The 24,621-nt window shown below is 69.6% G+C and carries 22 protein-coding genes; 9 read left to right on the top strand and 13 right to left on the bottom strand.

Annotated features, from left to right (window positions below; genetic code table 11):
• The first annotated feature begins 88 nt into the window (after positions 1-88).
• Positions 89-2,104 carry a DUF6571 family protein gene (locus ABH927_RS09575; protein WP_370019982.1) on the top strand — a complete coding sequence of 672 codons (2,016 nt, stop codon included), beginning with the start codon at positions 89-91 and terminating at the stop codon, positions 2,102-2,104.
• A 1-nt stretch (position 2,105) separates the two neighbouring features.
• On the opposite strand, the gene ABH927_RS09580 is transcribed toward ABH927_RS09575, so the two are convergent.
• Positions 2,106-2,522: a hypothetical protein gene (locus ABH927_RS09580; RefSeq protein ID WP_370019984.1), complete on the bottom strand. Its 417-nt coding sequence runs from the start codon at positions 2,520-2,522 to the stop codon at positions 2,106-2,108.
• Between the two features lie 165 nt (positions 2,523-2,687).
• Between ABH927_RS09580 and ABH927_RS09585 the strand changes: the two genes are divergently transcribed.
• Positions 2,688-2,990: a hypothetical protein gene (locus ABH927_RS09585; RefSeq protein ID WP_370019986.1), complete on the top strand. Its 303-nt coding sequence runs from the start codon at positions 2,688-2,690 to the stop codon at positions 2,988-2,990.
• Positions 2,991-3,088: 98 nt separating this feature from the next.
• Here ABH927_RS09585 and ABH927_RS09590 read toward each other — a convergent pair whose 3' ends face one another.
• Positions 3,089-4,426 (bottom strand): hypothetical protein, encoded by a 1,338-nt coding sequence (locus tag ABH927_RS09590; protein WP_370019987.1) that lies wholly within the window; start codon positions 4,424-4,426, stop codon positions 3,089-3,091.
• 226 nt (positions 4,427-4,652) lie between these two features.
• Here ABH927_RS09590 and ABH927_RS09595 point away from each other — a divergent pair, with 226 nt between their 5' ends.
• Complete coding sequence (locus ABH927_RS09595) at positions 4,653-5,063, top strand: ATP-binding protein (protein ID WP_370019989.1); 411 nt, start codon at positions 4,653-4,655, stop codon at positions 5,061-5,063.
• A 45-nt stretch (positions 5,064-5,108) separates the two neighbouring features.
• Here ABH927_RS09595 and ABH927_RS09600 read toward each other — a convergent pair whose 3' ends face one another.
• On the bottom strand, positions 5,109-6,182 hold the full coding sequence (locus ABH927_RS09600; protein ID WP_370019990.1) for a LuxR C-terminal-related transcriptional regulator: 1,074 nt from the start codon (positions 6,180-6,182) through the stop codon (positions 5,109-5,111).
• 105 nt (positions 6,183-6,287) lie between these two features.
• Between ABH927_RS09600 and ABH927_RS09605 the strand changes: the two genes are divergently transcribed.
• On the top strand, positions 6,288-7,217 hold the full coding sequence (locus ABH927_RS09605; RefSeq protein WP_370019992.1) for a glycoside hydrolase family protein: 930 nt from the start codon (positions 6,288-6,290) through the stop codon (positions 7,215-7,217).
• Between the two features lie 276 nt (positions 7,218-7,493).
• Here ABH927_RS09605 and ABH927_RS09610 read toward each other — a convergent pair whose 3' ends face one another.
• Positions 7,494-9,317, bottom strand: a complete 1,824-nt coding sequence (locus tag ABH927_RS09610) for a hydantoinase B/oxoprolinase family protein (protein ID WP_370019994.1) — start codon at positions 9,315-9,317, stop codon at positions 7,494-7,496.
• Positions 9,318-9,343: 26 nt separating this feature from the next.
• Positions 9,344-11,386, bottom strand: coding sequence for a hydantoinase/oxoprolinase family protein (locus ABH927_RS09615; RefSeq protein ID WP_370019996.1), 2,043 nt, complete (start codon positions 11,384-11,386; stop codon positions 9,344-9,346).
• A gap of 160 nt (positions 11,387-11,546) precedes the next feature.
• Between ABH927_RS09615 and ABH927_RS09620 the strand changes: the two genes are divergently transcribed.
• Entirely contained in the window at positions 11,547-12,266 is a 720-nt protein-coding gene (locus ABH927_RS09620; RefSeq protein ID WP_370019997.1) for a thymidine kinase, read from the top strand.
• Between the two features lie 52 nt (positions 12,267-12,318).
• Here the strand turns inward: ABH927_RS09620 and ABH927_RS09625 are convergent, their stop codons facing one another.
• Positions 12,319-13,221: a hypothetical protein gene (locus ABH927_RS09625; RefSeq protein WP_370019999.1), complete on the bottom strand. Its 903-nt coding sequence runs from the start codon at positions 13,219-13,221 to the stop codon at positions 12,319-12,321.
• A gap of 25 nt (positions 13,222-13,246) precedes the next feature.
• Complete coding sequence (locus tag ABH927_RS09630; protein WP_370020001.1) at positions 13,247-13,906, bottom strand: carbon monoxide dehydrogenase subunit G; 660 nt, start codon at positions 13,904-13,906, stop codon at positions 13,247-13,249.
• A 564-nt stretch (positions 13,907-14,470) separates the two neighbouring features.
• Between ABH927_RS09630 and ABH927_RS09635 the strand changes: the two genes are divergently transcribed.
• The 4 genes from ABH927_RS09635 (at position 14,471) to ABH927_RS09650 (ending at position 17,492) form a co-directional block, all read left to right on the top strand.
• The gene (locus ABH927_RS09635; RefSeq protein WP_370020002.1) at positions 14,471-15,934 is read left to right on the top strand and encodes a cytochrome ubiquinol oxidase subunit I; all 1,464 of its coding nucleotides are present in this window, start codon (positions 14,471-14,473) and stop codon (positions 15,932-15,934) included.
• Positions 15,935-15,945: 11 nt separating this feature from the next.
• Positions 15,946-16,881 (top strand): cytochrome d ubiquinol oxidase subunit II, encoded by a 936-nt coding sequence (gene cydB, locus ABH927_RS09640; protein ID WP_370020004.1) that lies wholly within the window; start codon positions 15,946-15,948, stop codon positions 16,879-16,881.
• A 93-nt stretch (positions 16,882-16,974) separates the two neighbouring features.
• Positions 16,975-17,217, top strand: coding sequence for a DUF6364 family protein (locus tag ABH927_RS09645; RefSeq protein WP_370020006.1), 243 nt, complete (start codon positions 16,975-16,977; stop codon positions 17,215-17,217).
• Complete coding sequence (locus ABH927_RS09650) at positions 17,214-17,492, top strand: hypothetical protein (RefSeq protein WP_370020008.1); 279 nt, start codon at positions 17,214-17,216, stop codon at positions 17,490-17,492. Before ABH927_RS09645 ends, ABH927_RS09650 begins: the two co-directional genes overlap by 4 nt.
• Positions 17,493-17,495: 3 nt before the next feature.
• Here ABH927_RS09650 and cutA read toward each other — a convergent pair whose 3' ends face one another.
• The 6 genes from cutA to ABH927_RS09680 form a co-directional block, all read right to left on the bottom strand.
• Positions 17,496-19,910: an aerobic carbon-monoxide dehydrogenase large subunit gene (gene cutA / locus ABH927_RS09655; RefSeq protein WP_370020010.1), complete on the bottom strand. Its 2,415-nt coding sequence runs from the start codon at positions 19,908-19,910 to the stop codon at positions 17,496-17,498.
• On the bottom strand, positions 19,907-20,386 hold the full coding sequence (locus ABH927_RS09660; protein WP_370020012.1) for a (2Fe-2S)-binding protein: 480 nt from the start codon (positions 20,384-20,386) through the stop codon (positions 19,907-19,909). Before ABH927_RS09660 ends, cutA begins: the two co-directional genes overlap by 4 nt.
• Before the next feature lie 8 nt (positions 20,387-20,394).
• Positions 20,395-21,270 carry a xanthine dehydrogenase family protein subunit M gene (locus ABH927_RS09665; protein ID WP_370020014.1) on the bottom strand — a complete coding sequence of 292 codons (876 nt, stop codon included), beginning with the start codon at positions 21,268-21,270 and terminating at the stop codon, positions 20,395-20,397.
• Positions 21,271-21,312: 42 nt separating this feature from the next.
• Positions 21,313-22,677 (bottom strand): uracil-xanthine permease family protein, encoded by a 1,365-nt coding sequence (locus tag ABH927_RS09670; RefSeq protein WP_370020015.1) that lies wholly within the window; start codon positions 22,675-22,677, stop codon positions 21,313-21,315.
• Positions 22,678-22,806: 129 nt separating this feature from the next.
• On the bottom strand, positions 22,807-23,016 hold the full coding sequence (locus ABH927_RS09675; RefSeq protein WP_370020017.1) for an RNA-binding S4 domain-containing protein: 210 nt from the start codon (positions 23,014-23,016) through the stop codon (positions 22,807-22,809).
• 15 nt (positions 23,017-23,031) lie between these two features.
• The gene (locus ABH927_RS09680; protein WP_370020019.1) at positions 23,032-24,612 is read right to left on the bottom strand and encodes a PucR family transcriptional regulator; all 1,581 of its coding nucleotides are present in this window, start codon (positions 24,610-24,612) and stop codon (positions 23,032-23,034) included.
• Positions 24,613-24,621 lie beyond the last annotated feature (9 nt).

The following is a 24,621-nucleotide window of genomic DNA, read 5'->3' on the forward strand; positions in this document are numbered from 1 at the left end:
ACGGTACCCAGCGGTATCTCCGCACGCACGGCTGTAGGGAGTTACGTTGGTGATCCGGCAAACAGGGGCGTCGGAGGGGCGATAACGCATGGGAACTGTGCCGCCGGGGACGGGACCGCTTTCGCCGGAGTTCACGGGAATCGATCCGGGTCTGATGGACGGCTTCGTCGCCCAGATGCAGCACGCTCGGGAAATGATCGGCGAACACGCCGAGTCGATCCGGCGCGTGTTCGCCGCCAACGGCATCCCCGCGGCCTCCCTGGCCCCCATCGGCGAGGTCGAACAATGGATCGACGAACGCCTCCCTGACCTGCGACGCCGTACCCAGATCGCCCGCAACATGGCGAAGCTCCCGACCTGGACCCCCGCGGCAGCGAGCGCACTGGTGCCGTACGACGAGAAGAAGATCCTCCCCCCAGCAGAGGCCCGCCGCCTGGGCACCGACCTGGCGGACAAGTACAAGGAAATCGATCCGGACGCCTTCTTCGACCCGGGCCTCGACGAGAAGTATCAGGAGATCGTGGAAACGCTGGCCGCGCACACCCAAGACCCGGAATTCACCGCCGCGTTCTTCGCGGGTCTGGGATTGCGGCGGACCCTCGCGCTACCAAAAAGGCTCCGGCGTGGCCTGGAGGAGGGCGTGCAGTCAGCCATCGAGACCGTGAGCCGAGCGTTCGGCACTGCGGTCAGCGGGAGTTCACCCGCAGCCGGTTTCGGGGCGATCAAGAAAGCCGTGAAGGATGAGGCGATGGATGCCGACGAAGTGGAGGGCATCGGAAATCTGATATCGGCAGGCCGATTCCCCACCGAGTGGCTCGCCCAACTCGTAGCCATGCGTGTCTTCACGCCCGGGAACACGCTCAGAGGCGCGTCGCTGACGCCGTATCTCAACGCGCTCGCCCACGATTCTGCCGCGGCACGGCTGGCCGTAAGCCTCGTGACACGAGGCAGCCCCCTGGTCAGAAACAGACTGGCCGACGCCTTCCACCTGTCGCTCGCACTGCCATACGACAAGGTGGACCGGCGGCCTGATCTGGTGCTTTTTCTAAAGAACCTGAGCAGCCGAGCGTCAGTGGACGACTCGTCGGCCGACGCGTTCGGAAAGCTCCTCGCCTCCGCCTCGGGCGCCTATGACGAAAGGGACGGCGAACACGGCGACGCCGCCGCTCGGTTCGCCTTCACCGTCATCACGGCAGTTGACGAATTCACGATCGCCGAACCGACACGAGTCCATCTGTCCGAAATCGCGGGGGCCTATGCAATGGAGATGACCGAGGGCGCCAACCTTGCCGACGCCAACCATCTCCTCCCAAGCGCGTTCGAGGTCGTCAACAGCCGCATTCTGGGTTTGAAGTCCGTCTTCCGGCTCAGCCCGGCGGACACCTATCGCTTCATCAAGGCCTTCGCCGACAGCCCCGCCAACCGGAGACCGTTTCAGGACGGCATGGGCACCCTCGCCCGACGCCTGATAAACGAAGGTGTCCCTGCGATGATCAAGAGCCAGGATTCCACCCGCTTGGACGACGTCTTCGCCGCCCTCGGAAATGTCCGCGGCCTCGAACTGGGCGCTGCGAAAGCGCTCGGCAAAGTCATAGACGAGGCCGCGGAGGACGCACGCAGCGCGTGGAGTTTTGGTTTCGGGACCGTGCTGGGCGTGGCCGGCCTCGCCATTCCCGGCACAGGCGGTGCTATATTTTGGACGGCGTTGAGCAGTACCTGGTCTTTCTACGACACGTACAAGGACGAACCGGAGGCAGAAGAAGACAAGGAGGATCGTGCGAATACCCTGGAAACGCTGGGACGCCAGCACACCATCACCCAAGCCATGATGGACGCCGGTTTTACTCCCAAGGTCCCACTCCGCGAATACCTGGCGACTTGCCCGCCCGGCGTCGCCATCGCCGACGGCAACGGCCGACTCCGCCCTTTCCCGGACATTCTGCAGTCCGGCGAGAGCGGTATGGCAGCCCTGGACCAGTGGTTCACACTTAACGGCCTTGGCTCGGACAAGAACTCTATCGGCGATCTCTCCCGCTTCTTCGCCGACAGCTTTGACGGCCGTAAAGATGTGGCGTCGCGCCGCGCGCCTTTGTATCCGGACTAATTCAGCCAGCCGCCAGACATTGGGTTTCACCGCTGACTGAGTACTGACCATTGGCGGGCGAACCGAGAAGCAGGATGGTCTGAGCGGCCGTGTTCCGGACCCGCACAGATCCCCCGGGGTCGGCGACGGACACGATTTCGTATGGCGCGACCCGCTTCAATGCACCGACCAGGGAATCGACCAGAACATCTGGCCGCCGTTGAGGAAGATCCTTGCCGGTGGCGGCGAAAGTCTGTTTTGCTTTGCCGTCTGGGCAGGGGATGTTTCTGCCCCCGGGGTCGGTGATGGTGATGTCCTGGGCGTTACGCTCTTTGAGTAGCTGGAGGATATGGTTTTTGAGGGTTTGACCTGCTTGGGCAGCGGTGGGGCCTTTGTCGGAAGTGCAGCCAGTCAGGGCGAGTGCAGCGAGCGCCAGCACGGCTAGAGTGCTGCGAAGCCGTACAGGACTGGGCTGACCGAGCATCGTCTTCGCCTCCGCGTCTGGCCGGAATCACTTTCAGCCCACATAATCTCAATGAGAACCGCTGCGCCACCCCAGTATCCACATGGCCATTAAGGCTTTCACCGCAGCAGGAGTCCTGCGTTGTCCGTCAACGACGATCTGGTGCCGAATCCCCGGTATCGGGATCTGGAAACGGCGCTCGCGGCCGTGCGTGCCCACATTCATGTGCTGGAGACCGCGCTCGACCCGGCATGCGCGCAGTTCGGCGGCCAGGCCGTGTGGGTAGGACCGACCGCCCGGGCCTTCGGCGAGGAGCTCAACGGCCGCCGGGCCCGCATGAAGATGGCCGCCCAGCACGTGCTCGCAGAGCTGGAAGCCGAGCTTCGCGCCACGCCTACCAAGGTCTCCCGGACGGCCGCCTCCGCCATGAGCGGCTGGGGATAGCGCAGTCGGCCAGCAGGATTGCGCCCTGCAGGCCGGCCGGTGCGGCCCTGCGGCGGCGGAGCAAGCCTCCGTGTCCTTCTCACTACGCGCCCTGAACCTCACACCGTCCTGCCCGCCGGGGCGAAAAGTGCTGCCGGGTCGGGTGCGCGAACTTCGGCGAGCGCCTCTCGCCAGTCGCGCGTCGCCGCGCCGCCGGACCCGAGCAACGCATCGAACTCGTGAGCGCGTATGACGACGGTGATGCTACGGAAGGTGCGTGCCCCTCGAATGGCGGCGATGGCGTTTCCGCATGCCTCGTCGACGTCGCCTGATTTGGCCAATGCGCTCGCGTACGCGAGCCGTGCCAGCACCGGGTCGTTGGAATCGTCCGCCTGAGACGCCTCCAGAGTCCTGGCCACCGCCTTGGCCGTACCATGCAGATCGCCGAGATCGGCTCGCCCGCGCGCTTCATAGAAGGCTTGCCTCTCTGGCTGAAAGGACAAGATTCCCGGGACCACACTTTCGGACGGGCATCGCTCCAGGGTGGTGCGAGACCTGTTGATGGCACGTTCGAAAGCAGTCCGGTCAGCGAGGGAGGCGTACGCGACTGCGGCGAGCCCCCACATCCACGCGATCGCTGGAGTGGCACCCACGGCCTGCTCCAGCCGGGACGTGACCAGAGCCAGTACGCCGCGAGGGTCTCCCGAATAGGCGGGCATGAGAGCGGCGCTGGCCAGCGTGAGATCGGCGAGGCAGCGGTCTCCGGCCTCGTCCGCTGCTCTCGCCGCAGCGGCGTACCACCTGCGAGCAAGCGGGAAATGGTTCGCGCAGAACATGATCTCGCCCACGACGATTGACAGCTTCGCGCCGACTCTTGCCAACCGGCGTTGGGCTTCGATCGGCTGCCTCTGTGTCAGCAACTCACGGACGCTGGCCATGTGCGTGAGGGCTTCGGGCAGCAACCTGGCCGGTGGCACCTTCCGGCCGAGCCGGTCGGCTTCCGCCTCCAGGAACAGCAGCCGCGCTTCGCTGACGCTGCCGGAGTCCAGAACCTGCTCAAGCAGGTCAGGGCCGCGGCAGACGGCTTCGGCCAGGCCTACGGCCATGGTCGCCGCGCCGAGGTGGAACACTTCTCGCCTGTTCGTCGCCGCCTCCCGGTGCTCGGGGCGCGTCTGGGGAACGCCGGAGTCCTTGGTCACAGGGTCATACGGGGCGAGCAGTTCCGCAACGGTATGGCCCGGGAACATGCGCTCCAGGACACGGCAGTGGTGCGCCTGGGGTTTGGTCTTCAGGTGTCCTTTGAGCCACCGGCCGAACGCCTCGCGACTGGGAGACGAACCAATGAGGCTCCGGTCGATGCTCCGCGCCACCTTGTCGTACTCGGCGCAGAATGCCCTGTGCGTCTCCTGGTGGCGCTTGAGCAGCAGCGCCTTCAACAACGTCGGCTGGCTCGACACGTATCCGACTCACTCCTCGAATCACCATGGTTACCCTCGGTAAATTAGACGCCTCGGCGCTCCCAGGATTGGCCTTTCGCTCAACGACGCCTCTATGACGCCGGGACGACAGGCACGCGGCAGGAACGCGACCTGGCGTGACACACCGGCCCTCTGCCTGAGGACATGCCCCTCCGCTTAATGTCGCCGCTCTGAGCCGCCGTTCCGAGAAGGACACCTGAAATCCATGCGCGACGACACGATGACCACAGTGCCGGAGATCCTGCTTCTCGAAAGAGCCACCTTTCCGGCCACCGAAGCGTCGGTCGGCAAGGCCCGGCGATGGGTCCGGAAGCTGCTCGACGGCCATCCACGCCGCGACGACGCCGTGCTGTTGCTGTCCGAGACCATGACCAACGCCGTGGTCCACACCCGATCGGCCGCGATCGGGGCCGTCGTCCTCGTCGAGCGGGACGGCCGCGTGCAAGTCGAGGTCATCGATGAGGGATCGGAGACATTGCCCTCAGTGTGCGGTCATCCTCGTGACGACCTGGCGGAGTACGGACGCGGCATTCGTCTGCTCCGGGCCCTGTCCAGCCAGTGGGGGTTCATCGAAGAAAGCCCGCACTGCGTCGTGTGGTTCGCTCTCGCTCCATAGGGATCATGTCCAACGCGGGATGTCCCGGTCCCAGGGCCCTGAGATTCAGGTCCACACCTCTGGGGGGTGCACCACGAGAAGCTGGGCGACGAACTCGCGGCGGCTCCGCACGCCGGCCTTCGTGAAGATCGACTTGAGGTGATCCTGAACGGTCAGCGGCGTCATGCAGAGCGCCTGGGCGATGTCGCCGGTGCCGTTTCCCTGGACGACCCGCAGAGCGACCTCGCGCTCCCGGTGGGTGAGTCCGTAGGAAGCGAACACGACGGGCATGATCTCGGCGGGCGAGGCCGAGGTGATCACCACCGCGGCGGGCCCCTCCGGCCGCCCCCTCAGTAATGAGGCGTGCAGCACGAACCATCGCCCGCCGCGCCCGCGCACCCGCAGCGGAGCGGGGGTCCGGGAGCCGGACACCGCGGCCCTGGCCTGCTCGGCCGCCATGACGAACGGCGTCGGCACGCTGAAGATGGCGGTCGAGTCGTCGGCGAACTCGTCGAGCAGCCCTTCCGCCCGTTCGTCCGCGCTGAGCAGGTGGTTGTCCGGCCCCAGCAGGACCACGGCGGGCGGGAGAGGCTTCTGTGCGGCCTGCGCTTCCAGATGCTGGCTGCGCTGCAACGCGACCCCGACGTGCCGGGCGGCGCGCCGGGCCAGGGCCAGTTCGCCCGGCCGGTACGGGCCCCGGTCGGGTGCCCGCATGAACGCCGCGCAGCCCCACATCCCGCCTCCGGCGTCGAACACGGCACGGAGCTCGTCACCGAAACCCGCCGGGGCGATCTGCTCCCGGAAGCGGAGGCTGCGGTGGAGAACGCCGCCGGTGGCACGGCTCAGCGTGTCCGCGCCACGGCCGCTGAGCCGGATCTCGGGGAACCTCGCCACGTCGTCGCCCCAGATCTCAAGCTGCACCGCCTGGCGGAAGTCGTCCAGCTCCAGGTCGTCGGTCAGCACCGACGTGACGAGGCCGGTCGCGGGATCGTTCGCGTGCCAGCACACCGCGTCGAATCCGAGCAGGTCACGCAGCACCGGATCGGCCTGCCTGAACACGTCTGAGGCGGTCAGCCCGGCATTGGCCAAGTCCTGGAGATCGGAGATCGCGCGGCGCTCCGCTTCCCGGCGGGATGTCACCGCGGCAGCCTAACCGCATGCACGGAATATCCCAGATATCTGGGGTTATCACGGCACCTCCCGCGAAGTGATCATGTGCTGGTCATCCAAGCACAAGGGAAGTTCATGACCACTCGCAGAACCCTGCGGCGCAAGCTGTTCGGCACCGCGCTCCTCACGGTGTCGCTCACCCTGTCTTCCTTCGCCACCGTCACGCTCACCTCCACCCCCGCCTACGCCACCGACCCCTGCGCCACCGTCCCCGGCAGTGGCGGCAGTCCCGGTGGCGGGGGCTACGACCCCGAGGCGCCCGACCCCGCCGAGCAGGGGCCGCAGCTCACGCCCCTCGAGATGAAGGCGTACGTCGCCAACAACGAGAGCACCCATGGGCTCGCCGGCGATCCGCACGTATACCCCGACAGCAAGGGTCACCCCACAGTGGGCGTCGGCTTCAACCTCGACCGCGCCGACGCGCCGGCCCTCCTGCAGAGTGTCGGCGCCAACTACGCCGCGGTCCGGGCCGGAACCCAGAACCTGACTCCCCTCCAGATCACCACCCTGTTCGAGGGCGACTTCTACGCCGCCATCGCGAACGTCAAGACGGTGATCTACAACTTCGACCGTCTGACGTCGTCGAGGCAGGTCGTTCTGATCGACATGATGTACAACATGGGCCCGGGCAAGTTCCGGCAGTTCACTCGCATGATCGGCGCCGTGAACGTCGGCGACTTCTACCGTGCCGGGTTGGAGATGAAGAACTCGACCTGGGCGACGCAGGTCAAGGGTCGGGCCACTCGGGACGCCAACCTGATGCAACAGGGCGCGGTGTGCGATCCCAAGGACGTGCCGAAGGGCGTGCCCACGCCCAGCGGCGGTGGCGGCGGTGCGACCTACCCCAACGGCGTCGTCGTCGTGGGATCGCCCTTCTCAGGCGGCGGAGGGATATCCAACTTCATCTACACCGAGACCATTTACTGCGTCACCACGACTGTCAGCACCAGCGGCCCGAACGGCGTCACCGTCTACGGGAGCAACACCGTCTGCTACAGCGACTAAAGGTGGGCTACACAGTCTCCGAAGACGCCATGAAAACGGACCGCTGAAGTCCGGGTGTGCGGCGGCGGGTCACCCGCCGCCGCACACCGGTGCGGTGGCGGGAATGCCCGCGACAGAGCAGCACCTGGTGCTCGCGCATGATCACAGACAGTGTCGGCCCTGATCAGACCGCGTACGGCGGAATCCATGCATGATCACGACCCGGGAAATCCCACGTCCCCGAGCTTCCCGGGAAACCCTGCATGATCACGGCGGCGGTTGCCTGACCGGCCCTAGTTAGGCGCGGTCGACCTCGGCGTACGGCAGGCCGCCGGAGAGCTTCGGGTATCCGGGGCCGCGGTCGAAGAACGCCTCCGCGGCGGGCCGCGGGCTCTCCCGCAGCCGCTCGGTCGCGGCCACGTCGATCTGGAGGTCGTCGCGGGAGCCGTACAGGACGACGCCGTAGGCCTCGCGCGCCGCCTCAGGCGAGACCTTGCCGTCGCGGACGTCGGCCGCCACCAGCGCGGGGTCGCGGTCGTACGGCGAGCCCCAGCCGCCGCCCCCGGTCGTCCGCACCCTGACGACCTCACCGGCCCTCACCGGGAAGTCGTCGACCAGGCCCTCCATCTCCTCGCCGTCCACCGTGACGAGGAAGGGACGGCCCGCCCGGCCGCCGTTCACACCCCAGCAGGCCAGGATCGACCGGTCCGCGATGGACATGAACGAGGCGTCGCGCAGCATCCGGATGTGCTTGTCGTAACCCAACCCGCCCCGGAACTGCCCCGGGCCGCCGCTGTCGACGGCCAGGCCGAGCCGTTCGACCCGGAACGGCCAGCGGGCCTCGGCGAACTCCACCGGGATGTTGCGCGAGTCGGGCACGACATGGATGGTGTCCTCGCCGTCGGCGTACCAGCGGCCGCCGGAGCCTCCGCCGAGGACTTCGCGCATGAGGTACGGACCGTCGTCCGACTCGCCGTAGACGCCGGTGTAGCGGATGGTCTCCTGGTCGGCCGGCATGCGGCCCCCTGTGGCCTTGGCCAGCACGCCCGCCAGCACGCCGAGAAGACGCAGGATCACGAACGTCCGGGCGTTGGTCGGCGCCGGGAAGACGGGCGTGAGCAGCGTGCCCTTCTCCGGGAAGACCATTCTGATCAGCGGGACGACGCCCTCGTTGACGTCGAGCTCGGCCATCCGGTCCGGGGTGTCGGCGAGGTTGCGCAGGATCGGGGCGAGCCACTTCTTCAGGAAGACCCCGTCGGCGTAGTCGCCCGCGTGATTGATCGGCCCCTTGGCCTGCGGGGATGTGCCGGTGAAGTCGATGGTCAGCGGCGCGTCGGCGGAGTGGTCCACGGTGAGCGTGATCCGCTGGGCGTGCAGCCGGGGCTCGTCCACGCCGTCGTGCTCGGCGTAGTCCTCCCAGACGTGGACCCCCTCGGGGATCTTCGCGAGCAGCTCCCGCCGGAAGGTCTCCGTCGTCTTGGAGATGATCGCGTCGAAGCAGGCCTCGACGGCCTCCCGCCCATAGCGGCCGAAGAGCTCGCCCAGCCTCCGCGCCCCCATCAGGCAGGCCGAGCACTCCGCGTCGAGGTCTCCGGCCAGTGAGTCGGGCATCCGGGAGTTGCGTGTCATGATCGTCAAGGCGGCCCGGTTCGGCACGCCCTGGTCCCACAGCTTGATCGGAGGGACCATCAGTCCCTCCTCGAAGGCGCTGCGCGCGTGCGACGGCATCGAGCCCGGTACGGCGCCGCCGATGTCGTCGTGGTGACCGAACGCCTGGACGAAGGCCACCACCTCGCCGCCATGGAACACCGGCACGGTGACGCACAGGTCGGGCAGGTGGCCGATCCCGCCCTCGGACAGGTAGACGTCGTTGTGGAAGAAGACGTCGCCCGGCCGCATCGTCTCGATCGGGAAGTCCCGCACGATCGGCTGGACCAGCGCCGAGTAGGACCTTCCCGTCAGCTTGCGCAGCCGTACGTCGTGGATGCCGGCACGGAAGTCGTGCGCGTCGCGGATCATCGGAGAGCGGGCCGTGCGGGCGATCGCGGTCTCCACCTCCATCTCGACCGACGCGAGCGTCCCCTCCACGATCTCCACCAGAACCGGATCAACGGTGCTCATTCGGTTGCTCACCACCTCGCTCCGCGTCACAGGTCGCTCACCACCACGAGGTTGCCGTAGTCGTCCACGGTCGCCGTGAAGCCGGGATGCACGGGGAGGGTCGAGCCGTACTCCTCGATGACCGCCGGGCCGGTGACCACGGCGCCCGCGCCGAGATCGCCCCGGCGGTAGATCACCGTTCTCCCCCACTGCTCGTAGAAGACGTCGCGGTTGGCCACCGGGCTGGGCTCGACCTCCTGGTACGGCAGGGGCGCGATCGAGGGACGGGTGATCGGGCCGATGCCGGAGACCCGCAGGTTCACCCATTCGACGGCGTGGCGGGGATCGTCGCGGTAGCCGTACCCGTAGAGCTTCTCGTGGGCCTCGTGGAACCGGTCGAGGACGGCCGCCCGCCACCCGCCGTCCAGAGGGCCGGCCGGAGCGGGCACCCGGACCTCGTACGCCTGGCCGTAATAACGCAGGTCGGCACTCCGGGCGTAGACATGGTCGGTGAAGCCCTCACGGTCGAGCGCGGCGGCGGCCTGGCCCTCCAGCTCGGCGAAGATCTCCCCGAGGGTCTCAAGCGAGGGGTCGCGGGAGACGTGCGTGCGGACGTAGTCGTTCTTCACATCGACCGTGAGCAGGCCGAACGCCGAGACGTTGCCAGGGTTCGGCGGGACGATCGCGGCGGGCAGGCCCAGGATGTCGATCAGCCGGCAGACCAGCAGCGGGCCCGAGCCGCCGAACGCCACCATCGGGAAGTCCCGCACGTCGAGGCCGCGCTTGACGGTGATCTGGCGGATCGCGTTCGACTGGTTGAACGCGCTGATCTCCAGGATGCCGGTGGCGCAGCGCTCCGGGGTCAAGCCCAGCTTGCCCGCGAGCGCCTCGATGCCCGCCCGCGCGGCGGCGACGTCGAGCGGGATCTCGCCGCCCAGCAGGTGCGGTGGGACGCGGCCGAGGAACACGTGGGCGTCGGTCACGGTGACCTCCGTGCCGCCCCTGCCGTAGCAGAGCGGCCCGGGGTCGGCTCCGGCGGACCGGGGGCCGACCTTCAGCGTCCCCTCCGGGGAGATCCACGCGATCGAGCCGCCACCCGCTCCCACGGTGACGATGTCGATCATCGGGATCTTGCACGGGTAGCGGCCGATGCTGCCCTCGGTGGTCAGCGAGGGCTCCCCGTCGACGACCACCGCGACGTCGGTGGAGGTGCCGCCGCCGTCGAGGGTGATCACGCTCGGGTGCCCGGCGGTGCCCGAGATGAGCGCGGCCCCCAGCGCGCCCGCCGCCGGTCCGGACAGGACCGTGGTGATCGGCTGGTGGACCACCTCTGAGGCCGACAGCACGCCGCCGTTGCTCTTCATGACCGAGAACTGGCGGCCGAGCCTGTCGGAGAGGTTGCCGATGTACCGCCGCATGATCGGCTTGACGGCCGCGTCCACGAGTGTGGTGACCGAGCGCTCGTACTCGCGGTACTCCCGGAGCACGTCGCTCGACAGCGACACGACGGCGCCGGGATGCTCGCGTTCGAGCACCTCCCGCATGCGCAGTTCGTGGGCGGGATTGGCGTAGGAGTGCAGGAAGCAGACGCCGATCGCGGTGACGCCCCGCGCCCGGAACCACCGCGCCGCCTCGACGGCCTGGGCCTCGTCGAACGGCCGGACCTCCTGCCCCAGGTGGTCGAGCCGCCCGCCGACCGTTTTCACCCGGTGCACGGGGACGATCCTCGGCGGCTTCACCCAGAAGTAGGAGTTGCCGTAGCCGTCCGGGACGCTCTGCCGGGCGATCTCCAGGATGAACTCGAAGCCCTCGGTGGTGACGAAGCCGAGGTGTGACGTGCCGTCCGGCCGGTCCTCGAGCAGCTGGTTGGTGGCGACCGTCGTGCCGTGGACGAGCGCGGACACTCCGCCCAGGTCACGGGAGCCGCTGTGCGTCTCCAGCGCCTTGTGAACTCCTGCCATGAAACCGTCTGCCGGATTGGCAGGTGTCGAGGGAGTCTTGGTCGTGATGATCTGACCGGTTTCCTCGTCGACCAGGACAACGTCGGTGAACGTGCCTCCGGTGTCGACCCCGATGCGGACGTTGGGCATGTTCCAGTGTCTACTCAACACCTCCGGTCCTCGGAACCAGCAACGTTCGCCAACGTATCGGTGATTAGTCGGCAGGTGTGGTGCTCCCCACTCCCGGACGAAGGTCGCCGAATTCCGTCCGCGAGGTCACCAAGGGGGTCGAACTGTATGCTGACCCGCCGTGACTGAAACGCCCGCCCTGTCCGACGCCCTGTCCGACGCCACGCCCAGCGCCGTGTCCGTGGGTTTGTCCCATGCTTTGCTCGGCGCGCCCGCGCATCCCCGCCGGGACGGCGTGCTGCGGTTCTTCCACGGGCCCATGGACTGCGGCAAATCCACGCTGGCGCTCCAGATGAACTACAACCACGGCCGTCAGGGCAGGCGCGGTCTGGTGCTCACGAAGCACGACCGCTCGGGCGGGCCGCAGGTCACCAGCCGCATCGGCCTGGGCCTCGACGCGATCGAGGTCGTGGACGAGCTGAACCTGCTCGACCTGGTCCGCGCCCACGACCAAATCGACTACCTCATCTGCGACGAGGCGTGCTTCTACACCGTGGCGCAGATCGAGCAGCTCGCCGATCTGGTCGACGACCACGGCGTGGACGTCTACGCCTTCGGCCTCGCCTCGGACTTCCGGTCCCAGATGTTCCCCGCGGCGCAGCGGCTGTTCGAGCTGGCCGACGAGGTGCTCCGGCTGCAGGTGGAGGTGCTGTGCTGGTGCGGGCGCCAGGGCAGGCTGAACGCCCGCGTCGTCAACGGGGTCATGGCGCGGACCGGTGAGCAGGTCATGATCGCCGACACCGACGGTTCCGAGGTGCACTACCGCGTTCTGTGCCGCCGCCACCACCGCAGCGGCGACCTCGGCGCCTCGGAACCGGCGCAGCTCCTGTCCATGCCCTGAGCCGGAAAGACCCGGAAAGAAGCCGGAACCCGCCGCTTACGGGCCCCGGCGGTTACGGAGCGGAGGCGAGGTCCATGAGGCGTGCGGTGAGGTGCTCCTCGTCCCCGTCGATCAGCGCGGCGGCCACCCGCCACCAGGCGAACCACTCGGCGCTGCGCCACATCCAGTCCACCCGCTCCACGGCGGCGACCACGTCGCCGCGCACCTCCCAATCCGGCCCGGCGATCTCCCCGGTGGCGCCGTGCCGTACGGCCCAGTCGCGCAGGGCGGCGGAGACGGCGGCGTCCACGGGCTCGGCGTAGGGGTCGGGGTTCTCCCCCGGAAGCGGGTGGGGGCCGAGCCCGGCGGCCACGCCCCAGCTCCACTGGGCCTCGGCGGGGCGGGAGTAGCGCAGGGAGCCGAAGTCGAGGTTGGACCCGAGCCGGCCGTCCCCGCGGGCGACGACCACGGCGTCCAGGCGGCCCCCGGCATCGAACGCCACGACCAGGCGCTCACCGGCCCGCGCGTCGCCGGGGACCTCGACGCGGTCCTCGGCCTGCCAGGAGTTCAGGTCCGCCGAGCCGGCGGGGGGACCCCACAACGCGTCGGCCACGTCGTCGGAGATCCAGGCGGCCAGCATCTCCAGCACGGTCAGGTCGCTCCACGGCTCGACGGCCATGGCGGTGGCGAGCACCTCGTCCGGCGGCGGCTGCTTCCCTCCCCGGCTCCTCGTCCACCACTCGCCGCCGAGGTCGGCCGTCCCGACGTGCAGCGCGGCCACGGCGGCCAGCTCGGACGACCGCCGCGTCAGCGGAGCCTCGCGGGCCAGCCCGGCGGCGCGCTCCGCGCGGTCACCGCCCAGTACGGCACGGGCCTGGCCGAGCAGCCTCGCCGCCGTGGGCCGGTCCTCGCCCAGAAGGTCACGTATCAGCCGTCTGGCCTGGGATCGAGCGTCCTCCGCATGAGCCTCGCGCATACGGTCAAGGTACGCCGCTAGATCGCTAACGGCGAGACCTTTGGCGTCCGAGGACCCAGCCGATGACGGCGCTGCCGAGTGAGATGCCCGCGCCCATCCCGAAGGCGGCCAGCAGCGACCAGGCCGGCACGCCCTGCCGGACACGGGTAAGCGTCTCGCCGGGACGGACGAAGACCTGAGGGGCGGCCTGGTCAATGGCGGCGGGCCCGGCGAGCTCCGGAGTCAGATCCCCGGCCGCCGTCGCCGGGGCGGAGAGAAGATGCCGCTCGACGGCGGAGAAGAACTCGCCCGCCGTCTTCTTGGCCACCGAGCCGAGCATGCGCTGGCCCACCCCGCCGATCATGCCGCCCACGACCGCCTCGGCGTCGTAATCCACGCGGGTGCCGCCGTCCACCTCACTCAGCCGCACGAGGACGGTGGCCTCGACGGTGCCCGGGGCGCCCTGCCCGTGCGCCCTGAGCACGAACCGCTCGGGCTCCTCCGGGTCGGCGAGCGCGACCTCGCCCTGGTAGACGCCCTTGATCGACGCGACCCCGGCGGTCACCGTCATTTTGTAGACGTCGTCCCCGACCTCCTCCAGGCGCTCGCAGCCGGGGATCGTCCGGACCAGGACGCCGGGGTCCTGCAGGGCGTTCCAGACCCGATCGCGCTCCACCCCGAGCAGCGCACTGCCAACGACCTTCATGGGCCACCTCCGATGCCGAGCACACTAGACAATCACGGAGACCGGCGAGAACGGCAACATCTGCCTCCCGCTTCCGTCGCGGTCGTGCAGAGTCCACAGCCGTTCATCGGGCGGACGCTCCCTTCAGAACAGGTCGACGGTCTCCTCCAGGGTCATGTCGTCGTCACCCACGGGCACGGCGCGGAAGGACACGGGCCCTGCGCGGAGGACGTCGAGTGCTCGCTCCGTCAATCGCGCGGCGTACCGGGGAATCAGCCGAGCGACGGACGAAGATTCGATGAGATCCGCCCACTATTGGTGGCGTGCTCGCGAAGGGCACTCCCGGCGGGACGGGGCGACGGTCCCTGGCGGCCGGGACCGCTCGACCCGCATTCTGAGCACCGCACGCTTGAGCACCTCCGGTGCCGCGAGCCGGGGACCTGGGGGCTTCCCGGCTCCGCGACGACGTCCTGTGACCGAAATCGCACTCCCTCGCGGCACCGCACTCTCCCATTGCTCTACAACTCGTAGTACTACTGGAAGTAGAACTACGCGCTGTAGAGCTCCGGCACCCGCGAGGGGGACATGGACGCGTTGGACCTGGCACGGTGGCAGTTCGGGGTCACCACCGTTTACCACTTTCTTTTCGTACCCCTGACGATCGGGCTCGGCGTGTTCGTCGCCGGGCTGCAGACCGCGTGGCTCCGCACGGGCAAAGATCACTACCTGCGGCTCACCAAGTTCTTCGGGAAGCTCTTCCTGATCAACTTCGCCATGGGCGTGGTCACCGGACTCGTGCAGGAGTTCCAGTTCGGCATGAACTGGAGCGAGTACTCGACCTTCGTGGGCGACGTCTTCGGGGCGCCGCTGGCGATGGAGGCGCTGCTGGCGTTCTTCCTGGAGTCGACCTTCCTCGGCCTGTGGATCTTCGGCTGGGACCGGCTGCCCAAGAAGGCGCACCTCGCCTGCCTGTGGGCCGCCGTCATCGGGTCCAACCTCTCGGCGTACTTCATCCTCGCGGCCAACGCCTGGATGAAGCATCCGGTGGGATACGAGGTCGTCGGCGGCCGTGCCCGCATGACCGACCTGTGGGCGGTGCTGACGAACTCGACGGCCCTCGCCCAGGTCCCCCACGTGGTCGCCGCGGCCTTCGTGGTGGCCGGCGGCTTCGTGATCGCGGTCAGCGGCTATCGGATCCTGCGCGAGCGTGGGCTCCCGCTGACGCCCCACCGCCGTGTCCCCGCCGGCATGGCCGACCCGGACGCGACCGTGCCGCTTCGCCGGCCGCCCGGCATGTGGCGGACCGCCCTGCGCGGCGCGCTCGTCATGACGGCGATCGCGGGCGTCGTGGTGGCCGGAAGCGGCGACCTGTCCGGGCAGCTCCTGCGCGAGCAGCAGCCGATGAAGCTGGCCGCGGCCGAGGGCCTGCGGCACGACACCGCCGCCGCGCCCTTCAGCCCCGTGCCCGGCGTGGAGATCCCCGGCCTCCTCAGCATCCTGGCCGCGCACGACCCGGACGCGCGGGTCCAGGGCATCGACGACATCCAGCGGCGGTACGCCACGTCCTTCGGCCCCGCCGACTACACCCCCAACCTGCCGGTCGTCTTCTGGTCGTTCCGCGTGATGGTCGGTTTCGGCATGGCCACGGTCGGCCTGTCGGTGCTCGGGCTGTGGCTCACTCGGCGTCCGAAGAAGCGTCGCGGGAGCCGTACGGAAAGGCCGGTTCCGAGCTGGTTCGCCCGCCTGTGCGTGCTGGCGCTCCCCCTTCCCACGATCGCGATCATCGCGGGCTGGCTGCTCAGCGAGATCGGCCGCCAGCCGTGGACCGTCCAGGGTGAGCTGATGACGGCGGCCAGCGTGTCGCCCGGCGTCAGCCTCGCCGAGGTGGCGATCACCCTGGCCGCCTTCACGGTCCTGTACGGCGTGCTGGCCCTGGCCGAGGGCGCGCTGATGCTCCGCCACATCAAGGCCGGGCCCGAGCCCGCGCCGGCCGAGCCGGTGCACTCCGACCCCGACGTGGTGCGGCTCACGCCCACCCTCATGTACTGAGGAGCCCCCCGATGACGTTGACGACGTTCTGGTTCACAGTGATCGCGTTCCTCTGGACGGGCTACTTCGTGCTGGAGGGGTTCGACTTCGGCGTGGGCGCGCTGATGCCGCTGCTCTCCCGGAACGAGGCCGACCGCAAGCAGGTGATCGGCACGATAGGCCCGGTCTGGGACGGCAACGAGGTCTGGCTGATCACGGCCGTGGGCGCGATGTTCGCCGCCTTCCCGGCCTGGTACTCGGGCCTGCTGAGCAGCTTCTACCTCCCGCTCTTCCTCATCGTCGCCGGTCTGATCGTCCGCGGTGTCGGCCTGGAGTGGCGCGGCAAGGTCTCCTCCCGGAGGGAGCTGGCGCTCTGCGACGCCGGGATCGTGACCGGCAGCGTGCTGACCGCCTTCCTGTGGGGCGCGATCTTCGGCAACCTGCTGTACGGCACGGCCTTCGCGACCATCCTGGGCGGCGCGCTCTCCCTGACCCTGGCGGTGCTCCACGGCGCGGTCTTCGTGGCCCTCAAGACCACCGGGCCGGTCCGCGCCCGCGCCCGCATGGCCGCCCTGCTGGCCTCGGTGGGCGCGGTCCCGGCGGCGATCGCGGCGCTGTCCGCCATCCCGGCCGACCACGGGTCGGCGTGGATGTGGGCCGCCGCGCTGGTGGCCGTGTCGGCCCTGGCGGCCGGGGTGGCGCTGGTCTGGCGGCGGCGCGAGGGCATGGCGTTCACCGCGACCGCGACAGCCATCGCGGCGACCACCGCCGCGCTGTTCGGCGCCCTGTGGCCGGCTCCGCTGCCCGGCCTGACGGTCGCCGAGGCGGCGTCGGCGCCCTACACCCTGACCGTCCTGACGTGGATCGGCCTCATCGCCCTGCCCGGCGTCATCGCCTACCAGTCCTGGACCTACTGGGTCTTCCGCAAGCGCCTGACCTCAGCGGTCTCGGACATATCCGTTCATTAGATCTTTCCACTGAGAACTGCCATAAGAAATGGCTACCTTTCTCGCATGAGGATGTCATTGAGAGAGGCCATACCAACGTTCCATACTGACAGTATGGAACGCACGAAGAAGATCACGCTTTCGGTGGAGGAGACGGTCGTCGAGCAGGCCCGCGCGGCGGCCTCTCGCGAAGGGCTCTCCTTGTCGGCCTGGGTCACCCGGACGATGAAGCGTGAGGCGCTCGCCGCCGAGGCGGCCGCCGTGGTGGCGGCGGAGCCGCGGATGCGGGAGCTGCTCGACCAGCATCGGGCCGCGAGCCGCGCAGCCTTGGCGCGAGCGTTGGAAGGCGCAGCGTGAGGCGTGGCGAAATCTGGCAGGCGCTCGGCGAGTATCACGTCCTGGCCGTCGGCGCGACCGAGGTATACGACGTCCGCGAGGACATCGCGGTCGTACCTCTGATTCCCGACATCGGGCTGACCGCCGCGACCTTGCCGAAAGTGGGCGACCGCTTGGCGCACTGCGCGCTGCTCTCGGTGGTCAGCAAGGCGGAGTTCACCCGCAAGACCGGCGAGGCCCGCGACGCCGAGTTCCGCACTGTGCTGGACGGGCTCCGGCTTGTGCTGGGATTCTGAATATCACCGCGCGAGGCGGAGGGCGTGGAGGTCGGAGGGGGAGATGGGCATCCGGTCGATGGGAATGCCCTCGGCGTCCTCGATGGCGGCGGCGATGACGGCGGAGACCGGGATGACCCCCGCCTCCCCCGCGCCCTTGACCCCGAGCGGGTTCAGCGGTGAGGGCGTCTCCAGGTGGGCCGTCTCGATCCGCGGCACCTCGGTGGCGTAAGGCATCAGGAAGTCCATGAACGAGGCGTTCAGCAGCTGTCCGTGCTGGTCGTAGACCATCTTCTCGTAGAGCGCGCCGCCGACGCCCTGGGCCACTCCCCCGTGGATCTGCCCCTCGACGATCATCGGGTTGATGAGCTTGCCGCAGTCGTGCACGACGGCGTACCGGAGGATCTTGATCTCGGCGGTCAGCGGGTCGGTCTCGACTATCGCGGCGTGCATGCCGGAGGCGAAGGTCGACCGGATCGGCGAGTAGTAGTCCCTGCCCTCCAGGCCCGGCTCCTCTCCTTCGCCGACCGGCGGCCGATCGGGCGAGGGCGAGGAGGCGAACTGGGTGGCCCGCCGCGTCTCGTCGTCGAACGCGTATCGCAGGGGGTTCGACAGGACCGCGATCGTCGAGAGCGGGATCGACGCCGACGGCGCGCCGACCACGTGGACGACGCCGTCGGTGATCTCCAGGTCGCGCGGGTCGGCCTCAAGCGCGTCCGCCGCGATCCTCAGGGCCTTCTCCCTGACCTTGCGGCAGGCGAGCGCGATGGCGTTGCCGCTGACGACCGCCGCCCGCGAGGCGAAGGTCCCTACGGCGTACCCGAACCGCCGCGTGTCGCCGGTCACGACGGACACCTTCTCGAACGGCACGCCGAGCTCGGTCGCGACGATCTGGGCGAAGACCGTCTCGTGGCCCTGCCCCTGCGAGGTGAGGCCGGTCGAGACGTGCACCCGCCCGTCGGAGGTGACCTGCACGTGGCCGCCCTCGTAAGGCCCGACTCCGGTGCCCTCGACATAGCAGCCGACGCCGATGCCGATCGTCCGCCCCTCGGCGGCCGCCTGGGCCCGCATGGCCGGGAAGGAGTCCCAGCCGATCAGCTCCTTGAGCATCCGCAGCGACTCGGGGTAGTCCCCGCTGTCGTAGATCAGCGGCCTGCCGTCCTGGAAGGTCATGCCCTGGTCGTAGGGGAACTCGTCCGGCTGGATGAAGTTCGCCGCCCGCACGTCGGTCCTGTCCCGGCCGAGGTGGGCCGCGATGCGGTCCATCGTCCGCTCCATGCAGAACACGCCCTGCGGGCGACCCGCGCCGCGGTACGGCGTGACCTGCACGGTGTTGGTGTAGATCGAGGAGAACTCCACCCGGTAGGCGCCGATCTTGTACGGCCCGAGCAGCTGGGTCGAGGTGACGATGGGCACGATGATCCCGTACGGCGTGTAGGCGCCGTTGTCGTGCAGGATGTTGACGTCGAGGCCGAGGACCCGTCCGTCGTCGTCGAAGCCCACCCGGACGTACTGCACCTGGGCCCGCTCGTGCGCCGAGGAGATGAAGTGCTCGCGCCGGTCCTCCGTCCACTTGATCTCGCGATCCAGCAGACGGGCCGCCCACGGGACGAGGATCTCCTCCGGCCAGGGGTGGACGATCTTGACGCCGAAGCCGCCGCCCACGTCGGGCGCGATGACCTCCACCTTGGGCAGCGGGAGCCCGAACTTGGCCGCGATCGCCATCCGCACGCTGGTGGACGTCTGCGTGGAGGAGTAGACCCGCAGCGACTCGTCGTCGGCGTCCCAGCGGGCGTAGACGCCCTTCCCCTCCAGGGGCGTGCAGGCGCTGCGCTCGATGTCCAGCCGGAACGCGAGCGTGTGCGGAGCGGCCTCGATGGCCTCGCGGGCCGACCGCCCGTCCGGCGCCGGGACCTCCTGCACCATGTGCGCCGCGACGTTGCCGGGCACGTCCTCATGGACCAGGTGCGCGGCCTGCGCCGCCTCCTCCACGCCGACGACCGGCTTGAGGATCTCGTAGTCGACCTCGATGAGCGAGCAGGCGTCCTCGGCCACATAGCGGTCGCGGGCGACGACCATGACGACGGGCTCGCCGACGTGCCGCACGACCTCCCGCGCCAGCGGGTAGGCCGTCCGGCCGTGCGTGAGCGCGGGATGCGGGATCAGCAGCGGCAGCGGCTCGGCCAGGACGCCCGGCAGGTCCTCCCACGTGTAGATGGCGACGAGCCCGTCCACGTCCAGGGCGGCGGCGACGTCGATGTCCCTGATCCTCGCGTGGGCGTGCGGCGACCTCACGAAGGCCGCCGCCAGCGCGTTCCCGCCCAGGTCGTCGAGGAAGCGCCCCCGGCCCGTGATGAGCCGGGCGTCCTCGCGCCGCTGGACCCGCTCCCCGAACACCCCCGTCACGTGCTCTCTCGTCGGTTCGCTTCGCTCGCTCATCCGGCCTCCTCGGCCTGGATCTCCGCGGCGCGGTGGACCGCCTTGATGATGTTCTGGTAGCCCGTGCACCGGCAGAGGTTGCCCGAGATCGCCTCCAGCACCTCCTCGTCGTCCGGCGCCGGGTTGTCCCGCAGGAACGCCGTGGCCGTGCACAGGAAGCCGGGGGTGCAGAAGCCGCACTGGAGGCCGTGGCACTCGGCGAAGGCCCGCTGGACCGGCGAGAGCTCCCCGCCGGTCGCGAGCCCCTCGACCGTGGTGATCTCGCGGCCGTCCACCGTCACCGCGAACGTCAGGCACGACCGGACCGGCTCCCCGTCGAGCAGCACCGTGCACGCGCCGCAGACGCCGTGCTCGCAGCCGACGTGCGTGCCGGTCAGGCCGAGGTCGTGGCGCAGGCAGTCGGACAGGAGCCGCCGCGCCGGCACGGACGCCTCCCGCACGACCCCGTTCACGACCAGCGTAATCGCATGATTCACAGTGTGATTCACAGTGCCCCCTGCCCGGCCTCGTCCGCGGCGCTCCTCAGTGCCCGGGTCACGAGGACGCCGGTCAGGTGCCGCCGGTAGGTGGCCGTCGCGTGGATGTCCTCCTCAGGGTCGATCCGATCCTGTACGGCTCTCGCGACCGCGTCCCAGTCGGCCGACGCAGCCGGGCGGGGGCCGCACACTTCGGTCACGTCGACCACCACGGGGACCGGCCCGACGCTGACGCAGGCCACCCGGGCCGCGGCGATCCGGAAGTCCTCGTCGAGCGTCACGGCGGCGGCCACGCCGGCCATCGCGTAGTCGCCGTGCCGCCGGGCCACCTCGCAGAACGCCGTGCCGGACCGCTCGGGCAGCGCGGGGAAGAACGCCGAGACCGCCAGCTCGCCCGGCGCGAGGTCCGACTCCAGCGGACCGGTGAAGAACTCCGCCGCCCCCACCTCCCGCTCGCCGCCGAGGCGCGCGAGCCGTACGGAACCTCCGAGGAGGGCGAGGACCGCGGGCAACTCGGCCGACGGGTCGGCGTGGACGAGGCTGCCCACCACGGTCCCGCGGTTGCGGATCACCGGGTGGGCGACCAGCCGCAGCGCCTGACCCAGGAGCGGCTGTACGGCTCTCGCCGCGGCCGAGCGCTCGACGGCGGCGTGCCGGGCCAGGGCGCCCACGCGCACCCCGCCCGGCCCGGCCGCGATCGTGTCCAGCTCCGCGACGCGGTTGATGTCCACGAGGTGGGCCGGCGCGGCCAGGCGCATGTTGAGCAGGGGGATCAGGCTCTGGCCGCCGGCCAGCACCTTGCCGTGCGGCCCCACCTCGGCGAGGACCTGGAGGGTCTCGCCGAGGCTCGCGGGGCCGTGGTAGTCGAACGGGGGTGGTTTCACCAGCGCGGCGCCCCGGTCCGGCCTGGGGCCGCCGCCCGGCGGTCAGCCGCTCGCATCTCGCTCGAATCCGATCTCGCCACCGGAGACCTCCTTCACGGGCCTGCCCGCCACGGCGCGGAGCAGGTGATACCCACCAAGTACCACGATGGTGCCGAGCGCGATGCCCGCGAGCGAGAAATCGCCGGTGATCTGGTGGGTCACCGGCCCGACCGCGAGGATGATGCCCGCGCCGATCGGGACCATGTTGACCGGGTCGGAGAAGTCGACCCGGTTCTCGATCCAGATCTTCGCGCCGAGCAGGCCGATCATGCCGTAGAGGATGACCGTGACGCCGCCGAGCACGCCGTCCGGCGTGGCCGACACGAGCGCGCCGAACTTGGGGATGAGGCCGAAGAGGATCGCGATGACGGCGGCGATGTAGTAGGCGGCCGTCGAGTAGACGCGGGTGGCGGCCATGACGCCGATGTTCTCGGCGTAGGTGGTCGTCGGGGAGCCGCCGACCGCGCTCGCGACGGCGGTGCCGACGCCGTCACCGATGATCGCCCGGCCCATGTACGGGTCCACGTCGGTGGCGGTCATCGAGCCGACGGCCTTGACGTGGCCCACGTTCTCCGCGATCAGCGCGATGACGGCGGGCAGCACCAGCACGATCGCCGACACCTGGAAGCTCGGGGCGTGGAAGTGCGGCAGGCCGATCCAGTCGGCCTTGGCCACGTTGTCGAAGTTCATCCGGAAGTGCGAGGTGACCTCGCCGGTGGCGGTGGGCGCCGTGATCTTCCCTGCCGTCAGGTCCAGGATCCAGGACAGCGCGAAGCCGAAGACCAGGCCGAGGAGGATGCCGATCCGGCCGAGGAAGCCCTTGAAGAGCACGAGGAAGACGGCGGTGGCGATCATCGTGGCCAGCGCGACCCACTGGTCCTTGGGCCAGTAGAACTGAGCGACGACGTAGGCCAGGCCGAAGCCGATCAGCATGACGACCGCGCCCGTCACGACCGGCGGGAAGATCCGGTGGATGACCCCGACGCCGAGGAAGTGGATCGCGACGCCGACCGCGGCGAGGACGAGGCCGGCGACCAGGATCGCGCCGGTGACCGTGGCGCTGTCGCCCTCCGCCGCGCGGATCGCGACGACCCCGCCGACGAACGACGCGGACGTGCCCAGATAGCTCGGGATCCTGCCCTGGACGATCAGCAGGAACAGGATCGTGGCGACGCCGGACATCATCACGGCGACGTTCGGATCGAGCCCCATCACGATCGGGAACACGAAGGTCGCGCCGAACATCGCGATGACGTGCTGGGCGCCGAATCCGACCATGCGCGGCCAGCTCAGCCGCTCGTCCGGCTTGACGACGGCGCCCGGTGCCAGGGCCTTTCCGTCGCCGTGCGGTGTCCATCTGAGAGCCATGTGAGCCCCTTCAGCTAACGGACCGTGGGCCGGTGGCCGCCCCGAAGCCGTCGGCCGTTTGGGGCACTGTAGGACCGCCGTCCCCGCCAGACATGGGCATGATCTGCCAAAGCGGCGGGGGTCCCGGCGTCACACCACGCGGATCTCGAAGCCGTCGCCGCTGACGACCTGCCCGGCCCGGATCTTGCACGCCTTGCGCAGCTCCACCTCGCCGTCCACCCGGACGTTTCCCTCGGCGATGAAGTGCTTGGCCGCGCCTCCGCTCTCCGTGACGTAGCAGTACTTCAGCAGGTCGCAGAGGGGGATGTAGTCGCTATTCAGCTCGAACGTCTCTTTCACGCCGCCAGCTTAGGTTCAGATGCCGCGCATGCGGAGCACGTGGAGCGCCAGGGTGAGGTTCAGCCGCAGATGGGCGTCCTCTGTGAAGTTACCGAGCAGCCGCTCCAGCTTCCCGATCCGGTAGCGCAGCGTGTTGTAGTGGAAGTGCAGCCTGCGCGCCGTCTCGGCGACGTTGAGGTTGGTCTCCAGCAGCACCTGGAGCGTCCGGCGCAGGTCGGCGTTCTCCGTGTCGTCGTCTCCCGCCAGCGAGCCGAGCGTCTCCCGCACGAAGGCGTGCAGCTCGTCGGTGTCGTTCACCAGCGAGAGCAGCCGGTAGACGCCCAGCTCGTCGAAGTGGGCGACCGCCCCCGAGCCGTGCAGCTGGCGGCCCACCCTGGCGGCCTTGAGCGCCTGGCCGTACGCGCCGGGGAGGGCGTCGGCCCCCGGGGCGACCCGGCTGAGCCCGGTGGAGAAGGTGCCGTCGGAGATCGCGGACAGGGCGTCCCGCGCGAGCCTGGTGGCGTCGACGGCCGCGCCGACGATGGCGACCACCTCGTGTGAGAAGCCCGCCACGGCGCCGCGCGGGTCGTACCTGCGGACGGCCGCCTGCCAGGCCGCGAGCAGGCGGTCATGGGTGGAGCGCTCCTCGGCGTCGGGGTCGATCTCCGCCACGAGCACGCTCACCGGGCGTTCCAGGTCCCACCCGAACGCCTTGGCGCGCTCGACGACCCGGCCGCCGCCCCGGCCGGTCAGCACGTCTCTCAGGAAGTCGGCGCGATATTTGCTCTCGACCGCGTTGACGGCCTCCTGCTTGGTGATCACGAGCGCCGCCACGGTCGCCGCGCGCTCCAGGATGCCGATGTCGCTCGGCGTGAGCGTGCCGGCCGCGCTGTACGCCACGATCCTGCCGTGGTGGTGGCCGCCCGCGACGACGGGCACGGCCGCGTGGTGGCCCTCGGCCCCGGCGGCAGCGACGCCGGCCTGACGCAGCGTCGCGACCTGCTCGGCCTCCCCGGCCGTGGCGAGGAGCTGGCCGGAGGCGTCCACCGCGCCGACGGCCACGTGGAGCAGCCCGGCCACCTCGGCCGTCACCTCGCGCATGCCTCCCCCGGCGAGGACGATCTGGACCAGGGCGCGGTGGGCCTCCTCCGCCCGCGCGAGGATCGCGGCCTGCCGGTTGAGGATGTCGGTGAGGACCTGGTTGAGGATGTCGTCGAACCCCACGTCGTTGGGCAGCAGGATCAGCGGGAAGCCGAGCCGGTCGGCCTGCTCGACCATCTCGCCCGGCAGCTCGTCGAGGTAGCGGCCCAGCTTGATCGCCAGGGCGGCCAGCCCGCGCTCGTCGAGGTCCGCCACGAGCCGGTCCAGCGACTGGGGCGTGTTGCGCAGCGGGTAGCCCGTGGTGAGCAGCAACTCGTGCGGCTTCACCCAGGCGAGGATGTCGGGCACCTCCATGACGTTGAGCCGCTGGACGATGCGGTCGAGGCCGCTCTTGCCGGCGATCAGCCGCGCGTCCGCGAGAGTGGAGACCCCGAGCACCTCGCCCACCGACACGCCGTGGAGGATTGTTCCAGTGCTGGCCAGCCGCATCGCCGGGGGGGCGGGGTCCGTCGTCATCGTGCGCTC

This window comes from Planotetraspora sp. GP83 (genome assembly GCF_041262585.1).
Classification (GTDB): Bacteria; Actinomycetota; Actinomycetes; order Streptosporangiales; family Streptosporangiaceae; genus JAOEGB01.